This is a genomic window from Clostridium sp. AUH-JLR23 (assembly GCF_964238065.1).
Classification (GTDB): Bacteria; Bacillota_I; Bacilli_A; order Erysipelotrichales; family Coprobacillaceae; genus Allocoprobacillus; species Allocoprobacillus merdigallinarum.
In genome coordinates this window covers 21,831-46,088 of record NZ_CAXSKY010000011.1, presented here as the reverse complement: position 1 = coordinate 46,088, position 24,258 = coordinate 21,831, and the positions used below count along the sequence as shown (strand labels likewise).

Here is a 24,258-nt window from a genome sequence, read left to right as displayed (position 1 = left end):
TTTTATGAAAAAAGTTGCTTTTTTAACATTGGGTTGTAAAGTGAATACTTATGAATCAGAAGCGATGCTGAAGCTTTTTTGTGATGCAGGATATGAAAGTGTAGATTTTAAAGAACAGGCAGATGTTTATGTCATTAATACATGTACTGTTACAAACACTGGAGATTCTAAATCTCGTCAGATGATTCGTAAAGCTATTCGTCAAAATCCTCAAGCTACAGTATGTGTAGTGGGATGTTATAGTCAGGTTGCAAGCCAAGAAGTTGCAAAAATTGAAGGTGTTGGTGTTGTTTTAGGAACTCAGTTTAGAAATCGAATTGTGGAATTTGTTGAAGAATACCAAAAAACACATCAGACTGTTATTCATGTTGCTGATGTTATGAAATTATCTCATTTTGAAGATCTGGATATTGATGAATTTACGAAAAACACAAGAGCCTTTTTGAAAATTCAGGATGGATGTAATAATTTTTGTACATATTGCATTATCCCATACGCGAGAGGGCGTATTCGTTCGAGAGATAAGGAGAGTGTTTTAAAACAGGCTCAAAAATTAGTTGATCATGGTTTTGTAGAAATTGTTCTGACAGGAATTCATACTGCTGGATACGGACAAGATTTTGATAATTACAGCTTTTATGACTTATTGGTAGATTTAACGACAAAAGTGAAAGGTTTAAAGCGATTAAGAATTTCTTCAATTGAAATGAGTCAAATCACTCATGAAATCATAGATCTGATTGCTACATCACCTATTATCGTTGATCATCTTCATATTCCTATTCAGTCTGGATGCGATAAAATCTTGAAAAAAATGAATCGTCATTATACGACTGATGAATTTGCATCAAAGATGAAAGAATTAAAAGAAAAATTACCAACCTTGTCTATAACAACTGATGTTATTGTTGGTTTTCCTGGTGAAACTGATGAAGATTTTGAATCCACATATCAGTGGATTAAAGACATGCATTTTAACCAATTACATGTTTTCCCATATTCACCTCGTCAAGGGACACCGGCTGCCAAAATGAAAGATCAGGTAGATGGAAATGTTAAACATCAAAGAGTGAAAGCGTTGATGGATTTATCGCATCAGCTCCTTCATGAGTTTGCCAGCCAACAGATTGGACAGACTTTGAATGTTTTAATTGAAGAAGCTGATGGGGATTATATGATTGGTCATGCTTCTAATTATTTGAAAGTTAAAACGAAGTTACCATTGGATTCAGTAGGACATATCTATCCTGTTTTTATTGAGGAATGTCAAGATACAGAATTGATAGGAAGTGTTGTGAGTGAAGAAAATTAATGAATTATTTGATGTTGAAGAAGATTTTAAGATTCGTTCCATTCATAGTGATTCACGCTATGTAGGAAGAGATTCTATTTTCTTTTGTATTGATGGTTTAAGTGTAGATGGACATAAATATATTGAAGATGCTATATTTCAAGGGGCGAAATGCATTGTTTACTCTAAACCTCTAACATTTAAGCATAAGGATATTTTATATATCAAGGTTGATAATGTTTTAGATGAATTGAACAGAGTTGCTGATTTATTTTATGATCACCCTAGTTATAAAATGACGGTGATTGGTATAACTGGTTCAAGTGGAAAAACAATTGTTGCCTTGATGATTAAAAATGCTTTATCACAATTTTTAAAAATGGGATATATTGGGACAAATAATATTGAATATGCAGGTATTATTGAACAATGCCCATATACAACACCAGAAACTATTTTTTTACAAAGACATTTAAATGATATGGTGAAAAAAGATGTCAAAGGTGTAACATTAGAAGTATCAAGTCATGGTTTGGCTTTGAAAAGAGTTGATAGTGTTCATTTTGATATTGCTGTTTTTACAAATGTTTATGAAGAACATTTGGATTTTCATGGGACGATGGAAAATCTGATGGCTTCTAAAGCTAAGCTTTTTTCCTTGTTGGATGAAAAAGGTTATGCTATTTTAAATACAGATGAAGTTCGCTTTTACACTCTTGTCAAAGACTCTATCAAAAGTCATGTTCTGACTTATGGTATTGAACATAGAGCAGACGTCATGGCTAGAAATATAGAGTTATTTATTGATCATAGTGAATTTGATTTACAGGTTCATGATGAATTATATCATGTCTCAGTTCCTGTTTTAGCTCGTTTTAATATATCGAATATTCTGGCTGTTGTAACATCTTTATTAGCGCTAGAAATGCCGATTATGCAAATTATTGATATGATTGAACATATTCAAGGTGTTGATGGACGTATGGAATTATTAAGTCATCCATATCCTTTCCATGTTATTGTGGACTATTGTCAACATGCGAAAAGTTATGAAAAAGTATTTCAGTTTGCTCAACAAGTGAAGAAAAACGGAAGAATTATTGCTGTTTTTGGAGCGCCAGGAAAGAAGAATTATAATAAAAGGCAAAAAATAGGGAAATTAGCGAATCAATACTGTGATCAGGTTATTTTGACGGCTGAAGATAATCGAGATGAAGATATTCAGGATATCTGCTTAGATATTCAAAAATATATTGAAAAACCTGTAAGTGTTATTATTGAAGATCGTCGCATTGCTATTGAACAGGCAATTGAAATTGCGAATCGTGATGATGTTATTTTGATTCTAGGGAAAGGACATGAACAATTTATGGCTTCTGCAATTGGTAATGATCCTTATCCTGGAGATAAATATGTTGCTTTAGAGGCAATTCATAAAATCTTTAAAGGAGAAGAAGATGATGGAAAAGAAATGGAACAAATTTATTGATCACACATTATTAAAAGCGAATGCAACAAAAGATGAAATTACGCATTTGTGTGATGAAGCAAAGCAATATGATTTTGCTTCAGTATGTGTTAATCCAGTATGGGTATCTTATTGTGCAAAATACTTAGCAGATTGCGATGTGAAAATCTGTACAGTTATTGGATTTCCACTAGGAGCTAATACTTCAGAAGTGAAAGCATTTGAAGCAAAAAATGCTATTGAAAATGGTAGTGATGAAATTGATATGGTTATTAATATTGGGGCGTTAAAAGCTGGTGATATTGAAACTGTATATAAAGATATTCAGGCTGTTGTTGATGCCAGCCAGGGACGTTGTGTAAAAGTGATTATTGAAACTTGTTTATTAACTGATGAAGAAAAAGTTTTAGCTTGTCAACAGGCTATGAAAGCAAAAGCAACTTTTGTCAAAACATCAACAGGATTCTCAACTGGAGGAGCCACTGTTCATGATGTTGCATTGATGAAACAGACAGTTGGTGAACAATGTGAAGTCAAAGCAAGTGGTGGAGTGAAAACTTATCAGGATATGCAAGATATGATTGATGCTGGAGCAACACGTATTGGAACTTCATCAGGAGTTTCGTTGATGAAACAGTAATAAATGAAAAAAATGAAAATATCAAGTGGGAATTATATAAAAAAACTTGATTTTCTGTTATTATCAATGTATAATAACGCATGTATTTGGTATTAGTAAAGGGGGGAAGTTCAATATGGCAAAAACTGTAGTAAGAGAAAATGAATCATTAGATGATGCATTACGTCGTTTCAAAAGACAAGTTTCTAGAACAGGTACCCTTGCAGAAGCTCGTAAAAGAGAATTTTATGTTAAGCCTGGTTTAAAACGTAAAATGAAATCAGAAGCTGCTAGAAAAAATAAAGGTAAACAAAGATAAGAAGAACTTTTGGTTCTTCTTTTTTGTTTTGTATCATATATTCCACTGAGGTGGTATCATGCTGATGATTGATAAGGAACGTATTTGTATTTATGATTATCATGAAGTTCTGATGATGGATACACATTTTTTTAAAATTCAGATGCCCGATTACAATTTGATTATTAGAGGAGAAAATCTACAGATTGAATATTATGATCAAAAGGAAATTCGACTTCATGGTCATGTGAAAGTGATTGAATATGATGAAAATAGGGTATGATAAATATAGTGTAGATGAGTCATTAATTTATTCATTATTGATTTATGCTAGAGATAGAAGATTAAAATTAATACATTTACAAAAAAAGGACTCTCAATTTCTATTTTATCTTCCTGTTTATCAAAGATATATTTTAAAAAGATGGGATTATCCATATCAGTATATTGAGACCATTGGCTTATTGAAATATATCTTTTTCTTATCACGACAGCATTTAAATTTTATTGGAGTGCTTTTTTTCTTCATCAGTATTTTTGTTTCATCTTATCTTATTTTTGATATTCAAATTGAAGGAACATTACCTGAGGTCAATAAGAGCATGATGAAAACTTTACAAAAAGAAAATATAGATTTGTTAAAACCGCTTCAAAGCTATGAGAAATTAAATGATTTATTGCTGCAATTTAAGGATATATATAAAGAGAAAATTGAATATATGAATATCTATCAGACAGGCAGTGTTTTTCATATTGAATATACGAAACGTCGACAAGAAACAGTCAAAAAAGATGATTATCGTAATTTATATGCCAAAGAAGATGGCATGATTCAATCGTTAGATGTTAAAAGTGGTCATATTCTTGTCAAGAAAAATGATTACGTTAAAAAAGGTGATTTGCTTGTTGAAAACACAATCATTTCAACCCAAAATAAAACAAAGATTATTCCAGTAGAAGGGCATGTTTACGCTTATACTTTTCATCAGTATGAAGCGAGTCTGCCTAATAAAAAACAAGATTACGGAGAAGCCTTTTATCAGCTTTTATTAAATATTCGTGCTCAGATACCAACAGAAGCTGTTATTGATAAAGAAAATGTTTTACAAATGACAAGTACACGTAGTAAAATAACGTTAAAGATGCATTATACTCTTATTGAAGATATTGCAGTCAAAGGAGAAGACAATGAAGAAAATCTTAAAGCTAGAAACATGCACAATGGATGAAATATCAAGACTTTTAGGACAGCAGGAAGAAAATATACATTTATTAGAAGAAGCTATGCAATGTGAAATGATTGTTCGTGGTGATGAGATTGTTTTAAATGATACAGAAATCAAAAATCAGGAAGTTGAAGATATGATTCGTACTTTACTGACTTTAGTTAAGCAAGGAAAAACAATCAGTCAACGTGATATTATCTATTCTTTGAATTTAGCTAAAAATCATCAGTTGAATATGATTGATGAACTTTATCAGACAAAAATAGCAAGGACAACAAATGGAAAATTGATTTATCCAAAAACTTTAGGTCAGAAAGAATATTATAATGCTTTAAAGCGTAATGATGTTGTTTTTGCGATTGGTCCAGCAGGGACAGGAAAAACATATATGGCAGTTGTTTTTGCTGTTCAGGCATTAAAGAATAACGAAGTTCAAAAAATTGTTCTGACAAGACCGGCAGTGGAGGCGGGTGAGAGTCTGGGATTTTTACCAGGGGATTTAAAAGAAAAGGTGGATCCATATTTAAGACCTCTTTACGATGCTTTATATGATATGTTAGGTCGTGAAAAGACAGAACGCTTTATTGAAAAAGGCATTATTGAGATTGCACCACTTGCTTATATGCGTGGACGTACTTTGGAAGATGCCTATGTGATTTTGGATGAAGCACAAAATACGACTGATGCACAGATGAAAATGTTTTTAACTAGACTTGGTTTTCGTTCTAAGATGATCATTACAGGTGATATTACGCAAATAGACTTACCAAAAGGTGTAGGTAGTGGATTGAAAAAAGCTTTGCATATTTTAAAAGATGTCAAAGGTATTCGTTTTGTCTATTTGACAGCCTTAGATGTTGTTAGACATCCTGTTGTGCAGAGAATTATAGAACGTTATGAAGAAGATGAAAAAAGTGAAAATATCAATTAAATACTGATGAAAATCAGTAGTTATCCTATAATAAAAAGTGGTTCACACATTGTACCACTTTTTATTGCTTATTCGATTGTTTTTAAATAATGCTTTAAAACTTTTAAATGTGCCGTTGAAACAGGAAGCTGTGAAATATCATTTAAACTATATAATGATGACAATGGTTTGGAAATTGTAAAATGATAGATATGCATATGCCATGTACGATGCGTAAAAACATGTTTAACCTGACCATGATAAGAAACAAGAGATAATGATATATGATACTGTTTTTCAAATTCTTCAATAAAGCGATAGGGGCTTTCCAACTCGTATTGAATAAAACCATATAAATTTTCTAATAATCCGGCAGGATTTTGAATCATGACATATTGATCTTGATAAGTAATAATGCCAGTTATGTAATTGATTTCTTTATGTTTGATATTTTTTATAGAAATAGGTAATACTTTCTGTTGTCCAGATTGTCTGGCTTTACAAAAGGGGGCAATAGGACAAATTTCACATTGTGGATTTAAAGGACGACAAATAGTGGCACCAAGATCCATTAAACCTTGATTAAAGGCAGAAGCATCATAACCAATCAATAAATCGTTCACAATATGAAAAATATTCTTTTGAGCTTTTGGTAAAGCAATATTTTCAGTTAAGGCATATAATCGTGAGATAATTCTTAACACATTGCCGTCAATGGCAGGAGTAGACAATCCATAAGCAATAGAACAAATAGCTCCAGCAGTATAAGGACCAATCCCTTTGAGTTTTAAGATATCTTCATAGGTGTCAGGAAACTGTCCATCATATTTTTCGCAAATCAGTTGTGCAGTTTCATGAATATGTTTAGCTCGACGATAATAACCAAGACCTTCCCATAATTTATAAACTTCTTCTAAAGAGGCACTAGCCAATTTATCAATAGTATCAAACGTTTGAATAAAACGTTTATAATAGGGAATGACTGCTTCGGTTGTTGTTTGTTGTAGCATAATTTCACTAATCCATATATAGTAAGGATTCGTGGTTTCTCGCCAAGGAAATTGGCGATGGTTGTGGTTATACCATGAAATTAAATTATTTTGTATATTATTTTGCATCAAATCACCATAAGTATTATACTATAAAAAATAAAAAAAGAAAAAGGATGTGATTTCATGAAAGCTCAAGATCAAATTATTCATGATTCTTTAAGAGAAACAAAATTAGCAGATGAAAGATTGTCTCCTTATGCAACATGTAATAGTGATTGTATTAAAGTGAAGAATACAAAAAAGAAAGCCAAAGAATTTGATATTCGCTGGCCTTTTGAAGAAGATATTGATCGTGTTTTATATTCTAAAAGTTATAGCCGATATGTCGACAAGACACAGGCATTATCCTTTTTTAGTAATGTTCACATTACTAAGCGTTCTTTACATGGCCAGTGGGTATCACGTATAGCAAGACAGATTGGTAGAGGTTTAAATCTGAATTTAGATTTAATTGAAGCTATTGCATTAGGACATGATTTAGGTCATGCGCCATATGGACATGTAGGTGAAAAAGCTATTAATGATTGTTTAGAAGAAAGAGGATTTGGCTATTTTACGCATAATGCGAATAGTGTTAGAAATTTACTGTTTATAGAAAGAAATGGAATCGGATATAATGTATCTTTACAGGTCTTAGATGGAATCTTATGCCATAATGGTGAGATTCTTTCACCTATATATAAACCAGATAGTCATAAAACAATTGAACAGTTTTGGGAAGAATATGAAAAATGTTGGCATGAGAAAGATTATTCTTTTAAGATTTTGCCAATGACATTAGAAGGATGTGTTGTTCGTATTTCTGATGTTATTTCATATGTTGGTAAAGACATTGAAGATGCAATTAAGGTAGGTATTATTTCTATAGATGATTTGCCATTAGAAGTGGTTCAAGTATTAGGTAAAGATAATAAAGCTATTATTAATCGTTTGATTGGTGATTTGGTTATTCATAGTTATCATAAACCATATTTAGAATTTTCAAAAGAAGTCTTTCATGCCTTAGAAATTCTCTTTACATTTATTTCAACACATATTCATCATCATCCCACAATATTGAAAGAAAACGAAAAATTAACACGAATGGTGAAAGAATTATATGATATTTTATATGATGATTTCATATACCGTCATTATCCTCAAAAGGGTATATGTGCTCATGTTTCAAAAATGGCAGAAACTTATCAGCAATCTCCTGGTGAACTGATTGTCAGTGATTATTTATCAGGAATGACAGATAGCTATGCTTTGCGTTTTTATGAAGAACGTTTTTTACCACGACAACATGGGGAAATGATAGAAGACTATTAAAAAAATTGTACTTATCTTAAAAAAGTGATAAGATAAAAGAAAGAAAGGAGTCAGACTATGAAACTCATAATTGCAATTGTAAATAATGATGATAGTAATGCTGTTCAGACAGCATTGACTGAAGGTGGTTTCTTTGTTACGAAGTTAGCAACATCTGGTGGTTTTTTAAAGAAAGGAAATACAACTTTCTTTATCGGAACAAATGATGATAAAGTAGATCCGGCACTTGAGATTATAAAAGCTCATGCTAGAAAGCGTGTAGAAAAGGAACCTACGGTTCCACCTACTGAAATGGGAGAATTTTTTACACCTATCATGGTGGATGTCTTAGTTGGTGGAGCAACTGTCTTTGTAGTAGACGTAGATCGTTTTGAAAAAATTTAAAAAACAGCTTAAGCTGTTTTTTCTTTGTAAAGGAGAACATTGTGGAATTAAGAATTTTAAGAGGACATGAAATCAAAGAAGCAGCGCAACTTTTTTATAATGACCAGCAATCCTTATTAGAAATACTCACTCTTTCTCGCCAAAAGAAGCTATTTTTTATTGGAGCTTTTGAAAAGAAACTGGTAGGGGTTATTGGGATTTATGAATTTCAACACATCAAATATTTATGCGTTTTAGAAAGTTATCGTCATCAAGGCATTGCCAGTGATTTGATACGTCAAGCTATACAATTATCTTGTGATGATTTATATGTGACTGTTTCTCAAACATTAGAGCCTTTATATAAACAATTGGGCTTTGAAATTCTCGAAGATCAATTAACAGAACAAAAACTTGTTTATCGCCATCAAATTCAAAAACGTTTTACTCATTATCAGCAAGTTCATGATTTTATTGCCAGTCAAAAGCAACGTGTTTATGCCCTGGATAATTTCAAACGTTTTATGAAAGATATGGGGAATCCTCAAATTTTATTGAAATCTATTCATATTGGTGGAACAAATGGAAAAGGTTCAACAACGAATTATATACGTTCTGTATTACAAAATGCAGGTTATAAAGTGGCAACTTTTACATCACCTGTTTTAGTAACACGTTTAGAAATTATGCGTATTAATAATCAACACATTCAAGAAGGTGAAATTATTACCTATGCAAATCGTTATATGGATTTATGTTTGGAATATGAACTTTCTATGTTTGAAATAGAAGTTTTTATTGCGATTATGTTTTTTATTAAACATCGTGTTGATTTTGCAGTTTTTGAAGTTGGATTGGGTGGTGACTTGGATGCAACAAATATTATCTATCCAATGATTTGTGCCAATACCAATATCGGTTTAGACCATGTTGAATATTTAGGAAATACATATGAACAGATTGCACGTACAAAAGCTGGTATTGTTAAAGAAGGGATTCCCTATGTAACAGGTGAAAAGAAGAGTGAGTGTTTAAATGTTTTTCAGAATATATGTGACAAATTGCATAGCCCACTTATACAAACAAGACATATAGAAAATATTCAAGATCATGGTCATTATTTAACCTATGATTATCGTCATTATCATGTAAGATTAAATACATCGGCCATTTATCAATGCCAAAATAGTGCGTTAGCCATAGAAATATTGGAATATTTAAAAGAGTATGAATATTTAACCTATACTGATGAACAGCTCTTAAATGGCTTATTAGAAGCAACCTGGGCAGGGCGCTTTGAAACTGTATGTCAGCATCCGCTTATTATTATTGATGGAGCTCATAATAAGGAAGGTATAGAAGCTTTTTATCAGTCAGCTAAAAAATATTCGCATATAAAAATTATTTTTAGTGCTTTAAAAGATAAAGATACGCACGCTATGATGGAAATGTTGTTAAAACTAACAGATGATATTACTGTTTGTGAATTTGATTTTTATCGAGCACAAACCGTTGAAAAATTGGCAGAAAACTTTCCTGTTAAAATTGAAAAAGATTGGCATAAAGCCATTGATCAGGCATTTTTACATGAAGGTGTTGTTTTTGTAACGGGATCACTTTATTTTTTAGCACAGGTAAGGCCTTATATTTTAGAACATCAAAAAAATAAATAAAGAGTTGTGTTTTTGTAGAGAGTATGATATTATCGCATAGAAAAGAAAAAAGTAAGTCGGGAAAAATCTTTTCCTGACTTTTATTTTGAATGATTTGTATGACGTTTGCCTTGATTTTGTCGGATACAAGGCGAATGTAGATGAAAGAGAGGTTATATATGCAACAAGTCACTTTTTATGATTTAGGTTTATCAAAACAGGTTTTACAAGGTATTGAAATGATGGGGTATGTGCTCCCTTCTCCTATTCAGGAAAAAGCTATTCCTGTATTATTGGAAGGAAAGGATATTATTGGACAGGCTCAGACTGGAACTGGAAAGACTTTGGCTTTTGGAAGTGTTTTATTGTCTTGCATTAACAAAAAGGATGATGGAGTAAAAGCTTTAGTATTATCACCAACCCGTGAGCTTGCATTACAGATTGATGAAGAACTTCGACGTATTGGTAAGTATACGAGTTTATCTATTGTCAGTGTTTTTGGTGGAAGTGAAATAGAAAAACAGATTCGTTCTTTAAAAAAAGGTGCAGACATTGTTGTTGGAACACCTGGACGCGTTTTAGATTTAATGCGTCGTAAAGCATTAAAATTAGATTGTGTTGAATGGCTCGTTCTTGATGAAGCGGATGAAATGCTGAATATGGGATTTATTGATGATATTGAAACGATTTTACAAACCGTTCCTGAAGACAGACATACAGTTTTATTCTCAGCTACAATGCCAAGTGATATCAAGAAAATAGCAAGTTTTTATATGCATGAAGATTATCAGCATATTCAAATCAAAGCCAAAACAATGACAGCTTCTACAGTTTCTCAATATTATTTTGAAACGAAAGTCAATCGTCGTTTTGAAGTTCTATGCCGTATTTTAGATTCTCGAGAAATGGATAATGCGATTATATTCTGTAAAACAAAGCGTTCTGTTGATGAAGTTGTCGCAGCTATGCAACAAAAGCATTATAATGTTGAAGCTATGCATGGAGATTTATCACAAAACCAAAGAATGAATACGTTAAGAAGATTTAAAACTGGACAAATTCAATATTTGGTTGCGACAGATGTTGCAGCAAGAGGAATTGATGTGGACAATATTTCGCATGTGATTAATTATGAATTGCCTCAAGATGAAGAATTGTATATTCATCGTATTGGAAGAACTGGTCGTGCCAATAAAAAAGGTGAAGCCTATTCTATTGTGACATCACGTGAGAGAAATTTCTTAAAAGCTATTGAAAAACATACACATAGTCATATTGAAAAATTAGATATTCCGGCTATTGAAGATATCTTTGATCAAAAAGTTAAAGAATTATTGTTTGATGTACAGGAAATCATGCTTAAAGGAAATATGAAACCTTTTCAAAAGATTGTAAAAGATATTCCACAGCATATGAAAAACGATGTGATTGCAGCATTACTTGCTATGTGTTATTCTCAAAGAGTTGGATATGATTATCAAAGTCTTAATGAGATGAATAAAGAAGAACAGCGTATTTTTATGACAGTAGGTTCAATGGATAAAGTTAATGTCAAAGATATTATTGATTTTTTTGTACGCTATGCAGATATTCCAAAAAGAGAAATTGGAGATATTACAATCAAAAGAAAGTTTACTTTTGTTAATCTAAGTCCAGGGGCTGCTCAAAAGGTTCTTGACTATTGTTATAATCAAAAAATTAAAGGAAGACGTGTTCGTATAGAATTAGCACAGGACGAATAAAAAACACCGAATGGCTCAAATAAATTTAAAAGAGAGTGAATGAATTTTGAAAAAAGATTCATTCACTTTTTTTAAATTCCGTCATTTTTTTATTGAATGTAAGCACTCACATAGTGTATAATATGAAAAGTAGTAACAAAGGAGGAAGTTATATGAAAAAATATGTCTACTTATTTAGTGAAGGAAATAAAGACATGCGTAACTTACTTGGTGGTAAAGGGGCTAACTTAGCTGAAATGACAAATATTGGTTTGCCTGTACCTCAAGGATTTACTGTCACAACTGAAGCCTGCACTAGATATTATGAAGACGGGAAAGTGATTGCTAAAGAAATCGAAGACCAAGTTTATGAAAAACTTGCTGAATTAGAAAAAATTACAGGAAAAACAATGGGGAATGCACATAATCCATTACTTGTTTCTGTACGTTCTGGGGCAAGAGCTTCTATGCCTGGTATGATGGATACAGTTTTAAATTTAGGAATGAACGATGAAGTGGCTAAAGGATTTACTGAAGCGACTCAAAATCCTCGTTTTGTTTATGATAGCTATCGTCGTTTTATTCAAATGTTCGCTGATGTTGTTATGGGATTCCCAAAAAGCTCATTTGAACATATGTTTGATAAAGTTAAGGAAGAAAAAGGTGTTGAATTTGATACAGATTTAACAGCTGATGATTTAAAAGAAGTTGTAGAAATCTATAAAGAAGAATATAAAAAACATGCTGGTGTAGATTTCCCTCAAGATCCTAAAGTACAAATGATGGAAGCTATTAAAGCCGTGTTTAGATCATGGAATAATGATCGTGCAATTACTTATAGACGTTTAAATGATATCCCAGGAAGCTGGGGAACAGCTGTAAACGTTCAAGAAATGGTTTATGGTAACCGTGGTGAAACTTCTGGTACAGGTGTTGCCTTTACAAGAAACCCTGCTACTGGTGAAAAGAAATTATATGGTGAATACTTAATGAACGCTCAAGGTGAAGACGTTGTTGCTGGTATTCGTACACCTCAAACAATTGATACATTAAAAGAAGTTATGCCAGATTGTTATGATCAATTTGTAAAAATTAATAAAATCCTTGAAGATCATTACAAAGATATGCAAGATATGGAATTTACAATTGAAGATGGTAAATTATTCATGCTTCAAACACGTAATGGAAAAAGAACAGCTGCTGCTGCTTTAAAGATTGCTGTTGATCTTGTTAATGAAGGTATGATTACTAAGGAAGAAGCTTTATTAAAAGTTGAACCTAAACAATTAGATCAATTATTACATCCAAACTTTGATGATGTATCATTACGTTGTGCACAAGTTGTAGCTACTGGTTTAGCTGCTTCTCCAGGTGCCGCTACTGGTCGTATCTATTTTACTGCTGAAGATGTTATTGAAGCATCAAAGAATGGTGTTCAAGATATCTTATTAGTTCGTCTTGAAACTTCACCTGAAGATATTGAAGGTATGAATATTGCTCATGGTATCTTGACAATTCGTGGTGGTATGACATCACATGCTGCAGTTGTTGCCAGAGGTATGGGAACTTGCTGCGTTTGTGGATGTGGTTCATTAAAGATTGATGAAGAAAATAAAATTTTAACTACACCTGATGGTAAACAATATCATGAAGGTGATTATATGTCATTAGACGGAAGCACTGGTAATGTTTATGGTGAACAAATTAAAACTGTTGAACCAGAAATTAGTGGTGATTTCGAAACATTCATGGAATGGGCTGACGAAGTACGTAAATTACAAGTTCGTACAAATGCTGATACACCTAGAGATGCTTTACAGGCACGTAAATTTGGTGCAGAAGGTATTGGTCTTTGTAGAACAGAACATATGTTCTTTGAAGAAGAAAGAATTTTCAACTTCAGACGTATGATTACTGCTGAAACTGAAGAAGCAAGAAGAGAAGCACTTGAAAAAATCTTACCTTATCAAAGAAGTGACTTTAAAGAATTGTTTAAAGCTATGGAAATTTATCCAGTAACTATTCGTTTCTTGGATCCACCTTTACATGAATTCTTACCTCATACTGATGAAGAAATTCGTCCACTTGCTGAAAGCTTAGGTATGACTTTTGATGCTTTAAAAGCTCGTGTTGAATCATTAAAAGAATTCAACCCAATGATGGGTCATAGAGGATGCCGTTTGGCAGTGACTTATCCAGAAATTGCTGAAATGCAAACAAGAGCTGTTATTGAAGCAGCTATCGCAGTCAATAGAGAAGGACAAAATGTTGTTCCTGAAATCATGATTCCTCTTGTTGGAGATGTTCATGAATTAAAATATGTTAAGAAAGTTGTCTGTGATACAGCAGATAAGATTATTAAAGAAGCTGGTGTAGAATTACCATATAAAGTTGGTACTATGATTGAAATCCCAAGAGCTGCTTTAACTGCTGATAAAATTGCTGAAGAAGCTGAATTCTTTAGCTTTGGAACAAATGACTTAACTCAGATGACTTATGGATTCAGCCGTGATGATGCTGCTAAATTCTTAGGTGATTACTATGGTAAACAAATCTTTGAATCAGATCCATTTGCTAAAGTAGACCAAGAAGGTGTCGGAGAATTAATGAGAATTGCTATTGAAAAAGGTAAGAAAACTCGTCCTGATATCAAACTTGGAATCTGTGGTGAACATGGTGGAGAAGCAAGCACTGTTGAATTCTGCCATAAATTAGGATTAACATATGTTTCATGTTCTCCATTCCGTGTACCATTAGCACGTTTAGCTGCTGCACAAGCTGCTGTTAAAGAAAAAATGGGAATTGAATAATTGAAATACAAAGGGTATGATGCATTATCATACCTTTTTTTATCGACGGATTTATCCAACTATGATATAATAATGGCAAAGTGCAGGTGGTTTTATGAAAATACAGTTAAATTTAGATAGCTTGGCTGTTCTTTTATTTTGTGGAGATTTGGTTGTTGATAATACAGCCGCTCTTTCTCAAGATGAATGGTATAATGTAGAACGTAAATTGAAAAGTTCTACTAAAAAAACGCCATCTAAATTATTTGGTATGAATAAAGATACATTGATAGATATTTTAGGTATTGAAGAATATATTGCTTATAAGATGATTGCAAGATTATCAACAATTAATGAATTGTTATTTGCTTTGTCTAATCTTGAAAATGAGGGCATTTCCATTACTACAAAATACGAAGATAATTATCCTACTGTTTTAACGACAACTCTAAAAAAACGAGCACCTTTGTATTTATATTATGTTGGTGATATGTCTTTGACTCAAAATCATATGGTATCTGTTGTAGGACCACAGGAACTTGAAAAGAGGTTAAATACTTATACAAAAAATATTGTCACAAAAGTTTATGATGAGCAAAAAGTATTGGTTGCTAATGGAACAAAGGGAACAGATGCATATGCATTGAAAACATTTTTAAATTTAGGTGGAAATGCAATCTGTTTTGTGAGTGATCATATGTTTGATAAAAAGAAAACTTATTCTCGATATATCAAAGATGGACGTATGTTACTCATGAGTGCGGTTGATCCATTTGCATATTTCAATGTAACAAATGCTTTAGATCGAAATATTTACGTTTGTGGTTTAAGTGATATACAAATTATTACAGCTACACATATTAATAGTGGTGCAGTATGGTTTACGACGATTCAAAATTTTCATTATCATTGGACTAAACAAATGGTTCTTGATGATAATCGTTATGGTGGTAATATTCGTTTGTTGGAAATGGGAGCTATTAAAATGAGTTATGATGATGTTTTGTCATTGTTAACACTTGATCAGATTATTGAAAAAAATGAAGTTGTTAAGGAGGAGGAAGAAGTTCTTGTAGATCAAATGTCTATCTATGAGTTCTTGGATGAATAATATGTTAAATAGGTTGATATGGCAATTTAAGAAAGCTCCAATTACAGTTTCTCTGATTGGTATATGTATTATTGTTTATATTTTAAGTTTTTTTCTGTTTGGTGAAGAAATGACAGCTTATGAGGGCCTATTTTTTGGTGGTTATAATCCTGTATATGTAGTGGTAACGCATGAATATTATCGTCTTTTTACAGCTAATTTCATTCATTTTGGTTTTCTTCATTTAACTGTTAACTGTTATTCTCTTTATGGTTTGGGGATGTTTATTGAAAAATCACTGGATTTTAAAAAATATCTTATTTTAATTATTGTCACTGCTTTTATGACAACTGGACTGCCTTATATTTTTTATCTGTTGACTGGATATGGGGCTAATGTTGTAAGTGGTGGAATTAGTGGTGTTATTTTTGGATTGATTGGAGCTTTAGGAGCTTTAGCTTTACATTATCACTATATTTATATGGATATTTTCAAACAATTAGCACCTAATGTTATTTTGATGTTGGTTATTTCATTTGTTATTCCATCTATTTCATTATCAGGACATTTAGCTGGTTTAGTGAGTGGATTTATTTGTACATATATTTTATTGATGTTTAAACATCAAAAACATGTTATTCATTAATTGGAGGTAAGTTATGTCATTTCAGGATAAATACAATGAATATAAAGAAAGACAAGAAGCAAAGAAATATTTTCGTTCTAATAATGATCAGTTTTTAAATTCTGGACAATGGAGTAAAGTTATTGGTTTAGGATTATTGACTGCCATTGCGAGTGGTGTAGTACTAGGAATTGTGATTCACTCTTTACATATTACTTCATCATTATTTTATATTATATGTGCTTTGGTTGTTGCTGGAACAGTGACTAAAATATCACAAATTCATTCATCACAAATGGCTATTTTAAGTGTGATTTTAACTGTTATCTGTTATGTCGTGGGAGAAATGACTATGATCTATCTTCCTTTACATGAAGCAGGTATGGGTATGCAATTTATATCATTGTTAGATATTTTCACTTTAAGTGTTCGTTCACTGTTTGTAGGAGATTTGTTTACAACAGTTGTTGCACTTATTGGATTATTTATTGCTTATGCTTCAGCAAAGTAAAAACCCGAATTTTTCGGGTTTTTAACATTTTGAAGGAAAATCAGGTTGATAATATTTTTGAACATATTCTTCATAAAGTTCTCTAAATCTTTCATAATGAACAATTTCACGTTGTCGTAAGAAAGATAATGGGGCAAGTAAATCAGGATCACGTGTTTGGTTCATCAAGTTTTCATAAACGGCTCTGGCTTTTTGTTCAGCGGCACAATCTTCCGCTAAATCAGCAACAGGATCACCAGTTGATGAAAAGACCATAGCATTAAATGGAACACCATTGGCATCATTAGGGAATAAAGCACAGCCATGCTCAGTATAATAACTTTGTAAACCAGCAGCTTTAATTTCTTCCATTGTTGCTCCCTGTGTTAATTGATAAACCATTGTTGATACCATTTCCATATGTCCAAGTTCTTCAGTACCGATATCGGTTAATAAAGCTTTTCCTTTTTCATCAGGCATTGTATAACGTTGTGTAATATAACGTGTTGAAGCAGCAAGTTCACCATTAGGTCCACCAAATTGTGTAATGATGAATTTGGCCATAGATAAATCTTTATTTTTAATGGAAATAGGATATTGTAATTTCTTACTATAAATCCACATTTTTAAACCTCCTTAATCTTTTTGATATTCCCAAGGCCAAGGACCTTGTATCCATTCAAATGGGATTTTATTTTGAGTGTTTTGTACTTCTAAAGGACCATATCTCTTTTCAAATACATCTTGGCTTTGTTTTGCCTTTTGAATATATTGTTCATATAATTGAATCATTTTTTCATCATGAGGATGCATATCTAAATAGAGATTGATTTCATGTGCTACAAAATAATACATCTGAACTTCTAGTAACGCTTGTTGACGTGCATTTTCAGGTTGTAGACAATAATTAGAAAATCCCTGATAAGACATATAGAGATCTTTAAATAAATTACCTAATGAAATAGCTTCCTGTGGATCAAAAAGAACAGGTTGACATTGTCTTGTTTGATTTGACATATAAAATGGTGAAAAACAGTTTTTATCTTCTTGAAAAATATTCATATAAACCTCCTTCCATCATAACATATGATTTGATTTATGAAACGATAAGGACACATGTTTATTTTCAGTTCATATTTTGTTTTTATAATAAAATAGAAAGGTGGCTGGTTTTATGAAAGTTCAAGTTGTTTATACAACGCATTGCAAAGATGCAAAACTTTTAGCAGAAGACATGGCAAGATATGCACGAACTTATGCCAAACCAATAACAGATTTTTCTTTTCAGGAAGACATTGATCTTCTGGTTATTGGATTTGAAGAATATCCATGTTTAAAAGATAAAGAATTAGAAAATTTTATATGTCAGCTATCTCGTCAACATATTCGTAATCTGGCATTATTTAACTTATTTTGTTTTAAAAGCAAAGAAATGGAAAAAATCATTCAATTATGTTTAAAACAAGACTTACCATTAATGAGAGAAACATATTCTTGTAAGAAGTCATTTAAAACAAAACATCATTTAGATGATGATATCATCTCTGGTGGTCGTGTATATATTGAAGATATGGTAAATATTTGTAATCATTATTATTGAGCTATCTATGGAATAGCTTTTTTTTGTATTTTATTTGTGATACAATATCTTTCATAAAAGGGGGAATATGAATGTCAAAGAAATATCAATTTGAAACATTGCAGATACATGCAGGACAAAAACCTGATCCTGTAACAAAAGCAACAGGTGTACCACTTTATTTATCTAATGCTTTTACATTTGATAGTGCTGATCAGGCAAAAAATATTTTTGCCTTAGAAGAAGGTGGCTATTTTTATTCACGTTTATCTAATCCAACTGTTGATGTTCTACAACAAAGAATGGCTGCTTTAGATGGTGGGGTAGGAGCGGTAGCTTTTGCCTCTGGCACAGCAGCTATCATGGGATTGATTATGACTGTTTGTCAAAGTGGTGATGAAATTATTGCTGCAAATAATTTATATGGTGGAACAATTGGTTCATTATCAGGAACAATGCAGGGAATGGGATTTACTTCTCATTTTGTTAATCCACGTGATTTGGATACTATGGAGAACTTAATTAATGAGAAAACAAAAATGATATTTGTTGAATCAGTGGGTAATCCTAATGGTGATATGTTGGATTTTGATGCGATTAGTGAAATTTGCCATCGTCATGGTTTATTATTTGTCGTAGATAATACAACTCCAACGCCTTATTTATTTAGACCTATTGAACATGGTGCTGATTTGGTTGTTTATTCTACGACAAAATATATTGCTGGACATGGAAATGTTATGGGAGGAATCATTGTGGATAGTGGCCGTTTTGATTGGCATAATGAAAGATACCCATTGATGACAACACCTGATAAAGCTTACCATGATATTGTTTATGCAGATTTAGGACAAGAGGCTTTTTGTACAAAAGCTGTTGCGAAAACATTGCGAGATTTAGGTGGATGTATGTCGCCATTTAATGCGTATATGACTTTACTTGGATTAGAAACATTATCTTTACGTATGGATAAACATGTTGAAAATTCAAGAAAGATTGCTGAGTTTTTACAAAATCATGAAAAAGTGGAATGGGTAAGCTATGCTGAGTTAAAAGGCCATTCATCATATGATTTATGTCAGAAATATTTTCCAAAAGGTTTTGGAGGATTGTTTACTTTTGGAGTAAAGGGTGGTTTAGAAGCTGGAAAATCAGTTATTAATCATATTCAACTTTTTACTCATGTTACAAATTTTGCTGATTCTAGAAGTCTACTCACACATCCTGCATCAACAACACATGCTCAAATGAGTGAAGAAGAAAGATTAGCTGGAGGAGTGCAACAAGGAACAATTCGTATTTCTGTAGGATTAGAGAATGTTGATGATCTGATTGCTGATTTAAATCAAGCATTTGATCAAATTTAATAAATAAAAAAGCCTTATGAAATAAATTCCATAGGGCTTCTTTATTCAACAATCATAGCATTAGGCAAAGGTGCCTTAGGATTGTTTTTATTGAAATGATCATAGAAAAGAACACCGTCAAAATGATCGAGTTCATGTTGTAAACAAATAGATAAAAATCCTCTTGCAACAATAGTGACATCTTGATGTGTTAAAACATCATATCCTTTGACAGTTACTTTTGCATGTCTAGGGACATATCCATCTTTTTCCTCATTGACACTTAAACATCCTTCACCATCTTTTAAATAAGATTGTTTTTCTGTATAAGAAACAATTTTAGGATTAACAAGAGCATAGTCATCGGCTTTTTTTATATTTCCATCCTGATCGTATGTCAAAACATGAATAGCACACATTCTTTTTAAAATACCTAATTGTACTGCTGCGATTCCAACGGCAGGACGTAATTGATATTTTTCAGAAAGCTCTTCATCTTGTGAATTCACAAGAAATTCATGCATATCTAATAATAATTGTTCGTCTTCCTGGCTAAGAGGCATCTCTACAGGTTGAGAAATTTCACGAATCAAAGGATGATGATCATCAATAATATCTTTCATTAAAATCATGTTGTTAATCACCTCGCCATGTATTGTATCATAAACAAAAAAAATATGCTAGAAATCTAGCATATTTTTTGGATTAACAAATTTTTGTGCAACCACAGATAATAAGCAATAAGAAGACAACTAAGACAATAGCAAACCAAGTGCATCCATTATTGCAGCTAAATCCACCACAACTTGTTGTCATGACTGGAAAACTGTTGCAGCCACCACATCCAAATGGATTAAATCCAAATGTTGGCATGAAGCTATTGCATCCACATCCTCCGTAATTATAACAAGAGTTCATTGAAATCCCTCCTTTCACTTTAAACTATTCTTTATTTACAAATTTGCTAGTGTTTCTACCCAATTCCTGTTTTATTTTTAATTCATATCATGTATAATATGAAAAAGATAGGAAGTGAAGAAAATGTACGATTATCCGTTGAGTCCATTTTGGGATACCCAAGATATTATTGATGTAATGTCTTTATATAATGCTGTTGAAAAAGCTTATGAAGAAGGTATTTCAAAAGATGAATTTATGACATGTTATCGTCGATATATAAAAGTTGTTGATTCAAAAAGTGAACAAAAACAAATTGATGCTGCTTTTGAAAAGGTTTCACATTATTCAATATATAAAGTTTTTCAAAAAGCTAAAGACAATGATTGGATTGACATGCGATGATAAATTTATTGAAAAGAATTTTTAAAAGACGTGGAGTTGATAAGACAGTTTATTTTTGTGTAGTTATTTTAACCATATATGGTATTGTGATGATTGGAAGTGCTTCAGTTGGTCAATCAGCGAAGATGGGACCTATGTATGCTTCGATGAATATGATTAAACAAGCTATTTTTGTGTTGGGTGGTTTTGCAGCAATGATTTTTTTGACACGTTGTTTTAAAAAGAGCTGGGTGAATGCCAATTCAACATGGATCTTTTATGCTATTGGTTTAGTTTTAATGTTAGCTTGTTTATTTTTTGAAGATGGAAAAGGTTCACATGCCTGGATTCGTATTGGCTCATTTACTATACAGCCTGCTGAGTTTATGAAAGTTATTATGATTCTTTTTCTGTCTTTCCATTTTGGAGAAATCGAAGAATATTGTCAGATTCCTCGAAATATCACAAGACAAAAAAAGGAAGAGCTTCAAAAAAGAAAATTATGGTATTGTATACTTAGACCTATTTTAGCTATTTTTATTGCCTTTTTTGTTGGTGTCTTTTTACAAAAGGATATGGGAAGCTCTTTAATTATGGCGTTTATCTGTATGATGTTGTTTTTTATTACACCACGTCCATACTATACCAAATATAAAAAACTTGCTTTGATTTTACTGGTTATTGGTTTTATTCTTATATTGTTAAGTGCAACTTTCATATTAAAACCATATCAGTTAGGTCGTATTTATACCTGGTTAAATCCTTTGGGTGATATTGAAGGTGATGGCTGGCAATTAACGAATGCATTGATTGCTTTCGCGACAGGTGGTTTATTTGGAAAAGGGTTTGGCTCATCAACTCAAAAGTATGGCTATATACCTGAATCACATAATGACTTTATTGTGGCCATTATTTATGAGGAATTAGGTTTGGTTGGTTTCATGCTGTTTTTAATTCCTTATGTGATTATTATATATAAGATGTTTCATTATGCATTAAGAATTAAGGATACAAAAAGTAAATTAATTCTTTATGGAGTAGGATTATATTTCTTTACTCATTTATTAGTGAATGTTGGAGGAGTTTCTGGCTTTATTCCTATGACAGGAGTTCCATTGTTATTGATTTCTTCAGGGGGTTCTTCAACTTTGGCAGCTATGATGGGATTAGGAATTGCTCAATCTATCATTGCAAAATATAACCGTGATCTTTTAAAAGAACAAATGGAATAAAATTGCATATGTTATTAATGGTGAGAATATGCAAATTGATGATTTTAAAGCTTTTGTGAAAACAATACCAGCTATTCGCGAAGAAGTTGTAAAAGGACGTTATACCTGGCAGCAACTTTATGAATTTTATGTTTTATATGGTGAAGATGACAAAATGTGGGAACCTTATAAACATAATAGGACAGACTTGACTGGGTTGTTAGATATTTTAAAAAATGTTGATTTAGATGCTCTTTCAAAAAGTTTTGAGGGGTTGCAAAAAATCTTAGATCTTGTTGGCACTTTTGTTGTTAAAGAACAACCAAAGTCTCAAAATAGGCAGTGGTACGATGATTAATGAGGAGTTGCGTCAATATTTAAGAATGCACCCAAAATGGTATTTGATTTTATCACGCTATCCTCAAGAGTTTCCAACACTTTTACGACAATATAAAGTAGAAAATAAAATGACTTTTGCTGACCGTATTGAAAGAGTAGGAACTTTATTACAGATGTTAGATATGTTATTGTAGGTGAAAAATATGTATGAAATGATTGATGAACTAATGGATGCTATTTTTAAAACAGAAGAATTTGAAAAATATAATCAGGCACAATGTCATTTGTATCATGATCATACTGTTGCATTATTATCGAGGTATCAAAGTTTGAAGGAAGATTATTTAAAAATAAAAGACTATCCTGGAGATATTGGGCAACAGTCATTAAAAAAAGAGTTACAGCAAGTTCAATATGAGATGAGTCAAAATTCTTTTATTCAAAATTATTATCAGGCTTATGATCAATTGAATGACTTGTTAGAAGAAGTCACATGTATTGTTTTTAAGAATATAAGTGATGATTTACAAATAGAACGTTTTCAGTTGTGAGGTATAATTCATGAGAGTCATTGCAGGAAAATTAAAGAGTCGTCAACTTAAAAGTGTTGATTCTAAATTAACACGACCTACAACAGATAAAAACAAAGAAAATTTATTCAATATGATAGGTCCTTATTTTCAAGGTGGTACATGTTTAGATTTGTTCGCTGGTAGTGGTGGACTTGGAATTGAGGCTATTAGTCGTGGTATGGATCAATTGTATAGTGTTGATAAACAATATCGTGCTTTTTTAACAGTGAAAGACAATGTAAAAGCATTAAAGATTGAAGATGTTGTTCATATTTATAAGATGGATTATTGGAAAGCTTTATTAAAGTTTGCTCAGGAGAATATTTGCTTTGATTTGGTTTTACTTGATCCACCTTATAGTATGAAAGTTCATCAGAAAATATTAGATTTTCTGGTTGAAAATCATATGTTGAATGATGATTGTATTATTGTTATAGAAGATTTAAAAGAAGAAGCCATTGATGTTAAAGAACCATTTATATTAAAGAAACAACAAATTTATGGGATTACATCATTACAAATATTAATATATAAGGAGAATAAATCATGAATGCAGTATATGCTGGAACATTTGATCCGGTTACATGTGGTCATTTGGATATTATTGAACGTGCAAGTAAGATGTATGATGTTTTGTATGTCACTATATTTGTCAATCCGCAAAAAACAACATTGTTTTCTCTTGAAGAACGTTTGGCGCTTTTAAAAGAGGTGACAAAAACTTATACTAATGTTCGTGTGGATTTTAGTGATGATTTAGCAGTATCTTATGCTAAAAAAATGAATGCACCCATACTGGTACGAGGTTTACGTGCAACGATGGATTTTGAATATGAATTACAGTTGGCCTTTTCAAATCAATATTTAGATGATAGTGTGGATATGATTTTTTTAATGACGAGGCCTAATCATTCTTATATTTCTTCTTCATCAGTCAAAGAAATTGCTTCACACCATCGTTGTGTAACAGGCTTGGTACCACCGATTGTGGAAAAAGCATTACATGAAAAATTTGGGTAATATAA

General features: G+C 31.9%; 29 protein-coding genes. 24 read left to right on the top strand and 5 right to left on the bottom strand.

Annotated features, from left to right (window positions below):
* Window positions 1-4: 4 nt before the first annotated feature.
* From mtaB to ACESR5_RS06935, 7 genes are all read left to right on the top strand, one after another.
* Window positions 5-1,312: a tRNA (N(6)-L-threonylcarbamoyladenosine(37)-C(2))-methylthiotransferase MtaB gene (gene mtaB, locus ACESR5_RS06965; protein WP_129738196.1), complete on the top strand. Its 1,308-nt coding sequence runs from the start codon at window positions 5-7 to the stop codon at window positions 1,310-1,312.
* On the top strand, window positions 1,299-2,780 hold the full coding sequence (locus tag ACESR5_RS06960) for a UDP-N-acetylmuramoyl-L-alanyl-D-glutamate--2,6-diaminopimelate ligase (protein ID WP_373154830.1): 1,482 nt from the start codon (window positions 1,299-1,301) through the stop codon (window positions 2,778-2,780). Before mtaB ends, ACESR5_RS06960 begins: the two co-directional genes overlap by 14 nt.
* The gene (gene deoC, locus ACESR5_RS06955) at window positions 2,749-3,399 is read left to right on the top strand and encodes a deoxyribose-phosphate aldolase (protein WP_373154828.1); all 651 of its coding nucleotides are present in this window, start codon (window positions 2,749-2,751) and stop codon (window positions 3,397-3,399) included. Before ACESR5_RS06960 ends, deoC begins: the two co-directional genes overlap by 32 nt.
* Before the next feature lie 115 nt (window positions 3,400-3,514).
* Window positions 3,515-3,697, top strand: a complete 183-nt coding sequence (gene rpsU / locus ACESR5_RS06950) for a 30S ribosomal protein S21 (RefSeq protein WP_087245930.1) — start codon at window positions 3,515-3,517, stop codon at window positions 3,695-3,697.
* A gap of 64 nt (window positions 3,698-3,761) precedes the next feature.
* Complete coding sequence (locus tag ACESR5_RS06945) at window positions 3,762-3,959, top strand: YabP/YqfC family sporulation protein (protein ID WP_224762526.1); 198 nt, start codon at window positions 3,762-3,764, stop codon at window positions 3,957-3,959.
* Window positions 3,943-4,905: a sporulation protein YqfD gene (locus ACESR5_RS06940; RefSeq protein ID WP_373154826.1), complete on the top strand. Its 963-nt coding sequence runs from the start codon at window positions 3,943-3,945 to the stop codon at window positions 4,903-4,905. Before ACESR5_RS06945 ends, ACESR5_RS06940 begins: the two co-directional genes overlap by 17 nt.
* Window positions 4,865-5,833: a PhoH family protein gene (locus tag ACESR5_RS06935; RefSeq protein WP_087245937.1), complete on the top strand. Its 969-nt coding sequence runs from the start codon at window positions 4,865-4,867 to the stop codon at window positions 5,831-5,833. Before ACESR5_RS06940 ends, ACESR5_RS06935 begins: the two co-directional genes overlap by 41 nt.
* Window positions 5,834-5,901: 68 nt before the next feature.
* On the opposite strand, the gene mutY is transcribed toward ACESR5_RS06935, so the two are convergent.
* Entirely contained in the window at window positions 5,902-6,930 is a 1,029-nt protein-coding gene (gene mutY / locus ACESR5_RS06930; RefSeq protein ID WP_087304159.1) for an A/G-specific adenine glycosylase, read from the bottom strand.
* A gap of 57 nt (window positions 6,931-6,987) precedes the next feature.
* Between mutY and ACESR5_RS06925 the strand changes: the two genes are divergently transcribed.
* From ACESR5_RS06925 to ACESR5_RS06890, 8 genes are all read left to right on the top strand, one after another.
* Window positions 6,988-8,175: a deoxyguanosinetriphosphate triphosphohydrolase family protein gene (locus ACESR5_RS06925; RefSeq protein ID WP_373154824.1), complete on the top strand. Its 1,188-nt coding sequence runs from the start codon at window positions 6,988-6,990 to the stop codon at window positions 8,173-8,175.
* A gap of 57 nt (window positions 8,176-8,232) precedes the next feature.
* Complete coding sequence (locus ACESR5_RS06920; protein ID WP_087245748.1) at window positions 8,233-8,559, top strand: cyclic-di-AMP receptor; 327 nt, start codon at window positions 8,233-8,235, stop codon at window positions 8,557-8,559.
* 41 nt (window positions 8,560-8,600) lie between these two features.
* Window positions 8,601-10,211 (top strand): GNAT family N-acetyltransferase, encoded by a 1,611-nt coding sequence (locus ACESR5_RS06915; RefSeq protein ID WP_373154823.1) that lies wholly within the window; start codon window positions 8,601-8,603, stop codon window positions 10,209-10,211.
* Window positions 10,212-10,369: 158 nt separating this feature from the next.
* Window positions 10,370-11,932, top strand: coding sequence for a DEAD/DEAH box helicase (locus ACESR5_RS06910; RefSeq protein ID WP_087245744.1), 1,563 nt, complete (start codon window positions 10,370-10,372; stop codon window positions 11,930-11,932).
* A gap of 152 nt (window positions 11,933-12,084) precedes the next feature.
* A complete protein-coding gene (gene ppdK / locus ACESR5_RS06905) occupies window positions 12,085-14,721 on the top strand; it encodes a pyruvate, phosphate dikinase (protein ID WP_087304163.1) in 2,637 nt (878 codons plus the stop codon).
* 94 nt (window positions 14,722-14,815) lie between these two features.
* On the top strand, window positions 14,816-15,811 hold the full coding sequence (locus ACESR5_RS06900; RefSeq protein ID WP_087245740.1) for a DNA-processing protein DprA: 996 nt from the start codon (window positions 14,816-14,818) through the stop codon (window positions 15,809-15,811).
* A gap of 1 nt (window position 15,812) precedes the next feature.
* Entirely contained in the window at window positions 15,813-16,436 is a 624-nt protein-coding gene (locus ACESR5_RS06895; RefSeq protein WP_373154820.1) for a rhomboid family intramembrane serine protease, read from the top strand.
* 13 nt (window positions 16,437-16,449) lie between these two features.
* Window positions 16,450-16,926: a hypothetical protein gene (locus ACESR5_RS06890; protein WP_373154818.1), complete on the top strand. Its 477-nt coding sequence runs from the start codon at window positions 16,450-16,452 to the stop codon at window positions 16,924-16,926.
* A 21-nt stretch (window positions 16,927-16,947) separates the two neighbouring features.
* Here ACESR5_RS06890 and ACESR5_RS06885 read toward each other — a convergent pair whose 3' ends face one another.
* Entirely contained in the window at window positions 16,948-17,529 is a 582-nt protein-coding gene (locus ACESR5_RS06885; RefSeq protein WP_087245736.1) for a manganese catalase family protein, read from the bottom strand.
* Between the two features lie 12 nt (window positions 17,530-17,541).
* On the bottom strand, window positions 17,542-17,967 hold the full coding sequence (locus ACESR5_RS06880; protein ID WP_224759449.1) for a spore coat protein CotJB: 426 nt from the start codon (window positions 17,965-17,967) through the stop codon (window positions 17,542-17,544).
* Window positions 17,968-18,079: 112 nt separating this feature from the next.
* On the opposite strand from ACESR5_RS06880, the gene ACESR5_RS06875 reads away from it, so the two are divergent.
* Together ACESR5_RS06875 and ACESR5_RS06870 are read left to right on the top strand one after the other, a co-directional pair.
* Window positions 18,080-18,505, top strand: coding sequence for a hypothetical protein (locus ACESR5_RS06875; protein WP_087296625.1), 426 nt, complete (start codon window positions 18,080-18,082; stop codon window positions 18,503-18,505).
* Between the two features lie 71 nt (window positions 18,506-18,576).
* The gene (locus ACESR5_RS06870) at window positions 18,577-19,851 is read left to right on the top strand and encodes an O-acetylhomoserine aminocarboxypropyltransferase/cysteine synthase family protein (protein WP_087296624.1); all 1,275 of its coding nucleotides are present in this window, start codon (window positions 18,577-18,579) and stop codon (window positions 19,849-19,851) included.
* Between the two features lie 41 nt (window positions 19,852-19,892).
* On the opposite strand, the gene def is transcribed toward ACESR5_RS06870, so the two are convergent.
* The gene (gene def, locus ACESR5_RS06865) at window positions 19,893-20,462 is read right to left on the bottom strand and encodes a peptide deformylase (protein WP_087245914.1); all 570 of its coding nucleotides are present in this window, start codon (window positions 20,460-20,462) and stop codon (window positions 19,893-19,895) included.
* Between the two features lie 73 nt (window positions 20,463-20,535).
* The gene (locus ACESR5_RS06860; RefSeq protein ID WP_087245912.1) at window positions 20,536-20,748 is read right to left on the bottom strand and encodes a hypothetical protein; all 213 of its coding nucleotides are present in this window, start codon (window positions 20,746-20,748) and stop codon (window positions 20,536-20,538) included.
* A gap of 123 nt (window positions 20,749-20,871) precedes the next feature.
* Here ACESR5_RS06860 and ACESR5_RS06855 point away from each other — a divergent pair, with 123 nt between their 5' ends.
* Genes ACESR5_RS06855 through coaD form a run of 7 tightly spaced genes read left to right on the top strand, consistent with a single transcriptional unit; the run spans window position 20,872 to window position 24,253 of the window.
* On the top strand, window positions 20,872-21,132 hold the full coding sequence (locus ACESR5_RS06855; protein ID WP_087245910.1) for a UPF0223 family protein: 261 nt from the start codon (window positions 20,872-20,874) through the stop codon (window positions 21,130-21,132).
* Window positions 21,129-22,343, top strand: coding sequence for an FtsW/RodA/SpoVE family cell cycle protein (locus ACESR5_RS06850; protein WP_087245908.1), 1,215 nt, complete (start codon window positions 21,129-21,131; stop codon window positions 22,341-22,343). Before ACESR5_RS06855 ends, ACESR5_RS06850 begins: the two co-directional genes overlap by 4 nt.
* 28 nt (window positions 22,344-22,371) lie before the next feature.
* Window positions 22,372-22,680, top strand: a complete 309-nt coding sequence (gene ylbD, locus ACESR5_RS06845) for a spore coat protein YlbD (RefSeq protein WP_191340905.1) — start codon at window positions 22,372-22,374, stop codon at window positions 22,678-22,680.
* A complete protein-coding gene (locus tag ACESR5_RS06840; protein ID WP_087245906.1) occupies window positions 22,673-22,855 on the top strand; it encodes a YlbE-like family protein in 183 nt (60 codons plus the stop codon). Before ylbD ends, ACESR5_RS06840 begins: the two co-directional genes overlap by 8 nt.
* Before the next feature lie 9 nt (window positions 22,856-22,864).
* Window positions 22,865-23,212 carry a YlbF family regulator gene (locus tag ACESR5_RS06835; protein ID WP_373154814.1) on the top strand — a complete coding sequence of 116 codons (348 nt, stop codon included), beginning with the start codon at window positions 22,865-22,867 and terminating at the stop codon, window positions 23,210-23,212.
* Window positions 23,213-23,222: 10 nt separating this feature from the next.
* Window positions 23,223-23,783: a 16S rRNA (guanine(966)-N(2))-methyltransferase RsmD gene (rsmD, locus tag ACESR5_RS06830; protein ID WP_087245902.1), complete on the top strand. Its 561-nt coding sequence runs from the start codon at window positions 23,223-23,225 to the stop codon at window positions 23,781-23,783.
* A complete protein-coding gene (gene coaD, locus ACESR5_RS06825; protein ID WP_191340904.1) occupies window positions 23,780-24,253 on the top strand; it encodes a pantetheine-phosphate adenylyltransferase in 474 nt (157 codons plus the stop codon). The genes rsmD and coaD overlap by 4 nt, the downstream gene beginning before the upstream one ends.
* Window positions 24,254-24,258 lie beyond the last annotated feature (5 nt).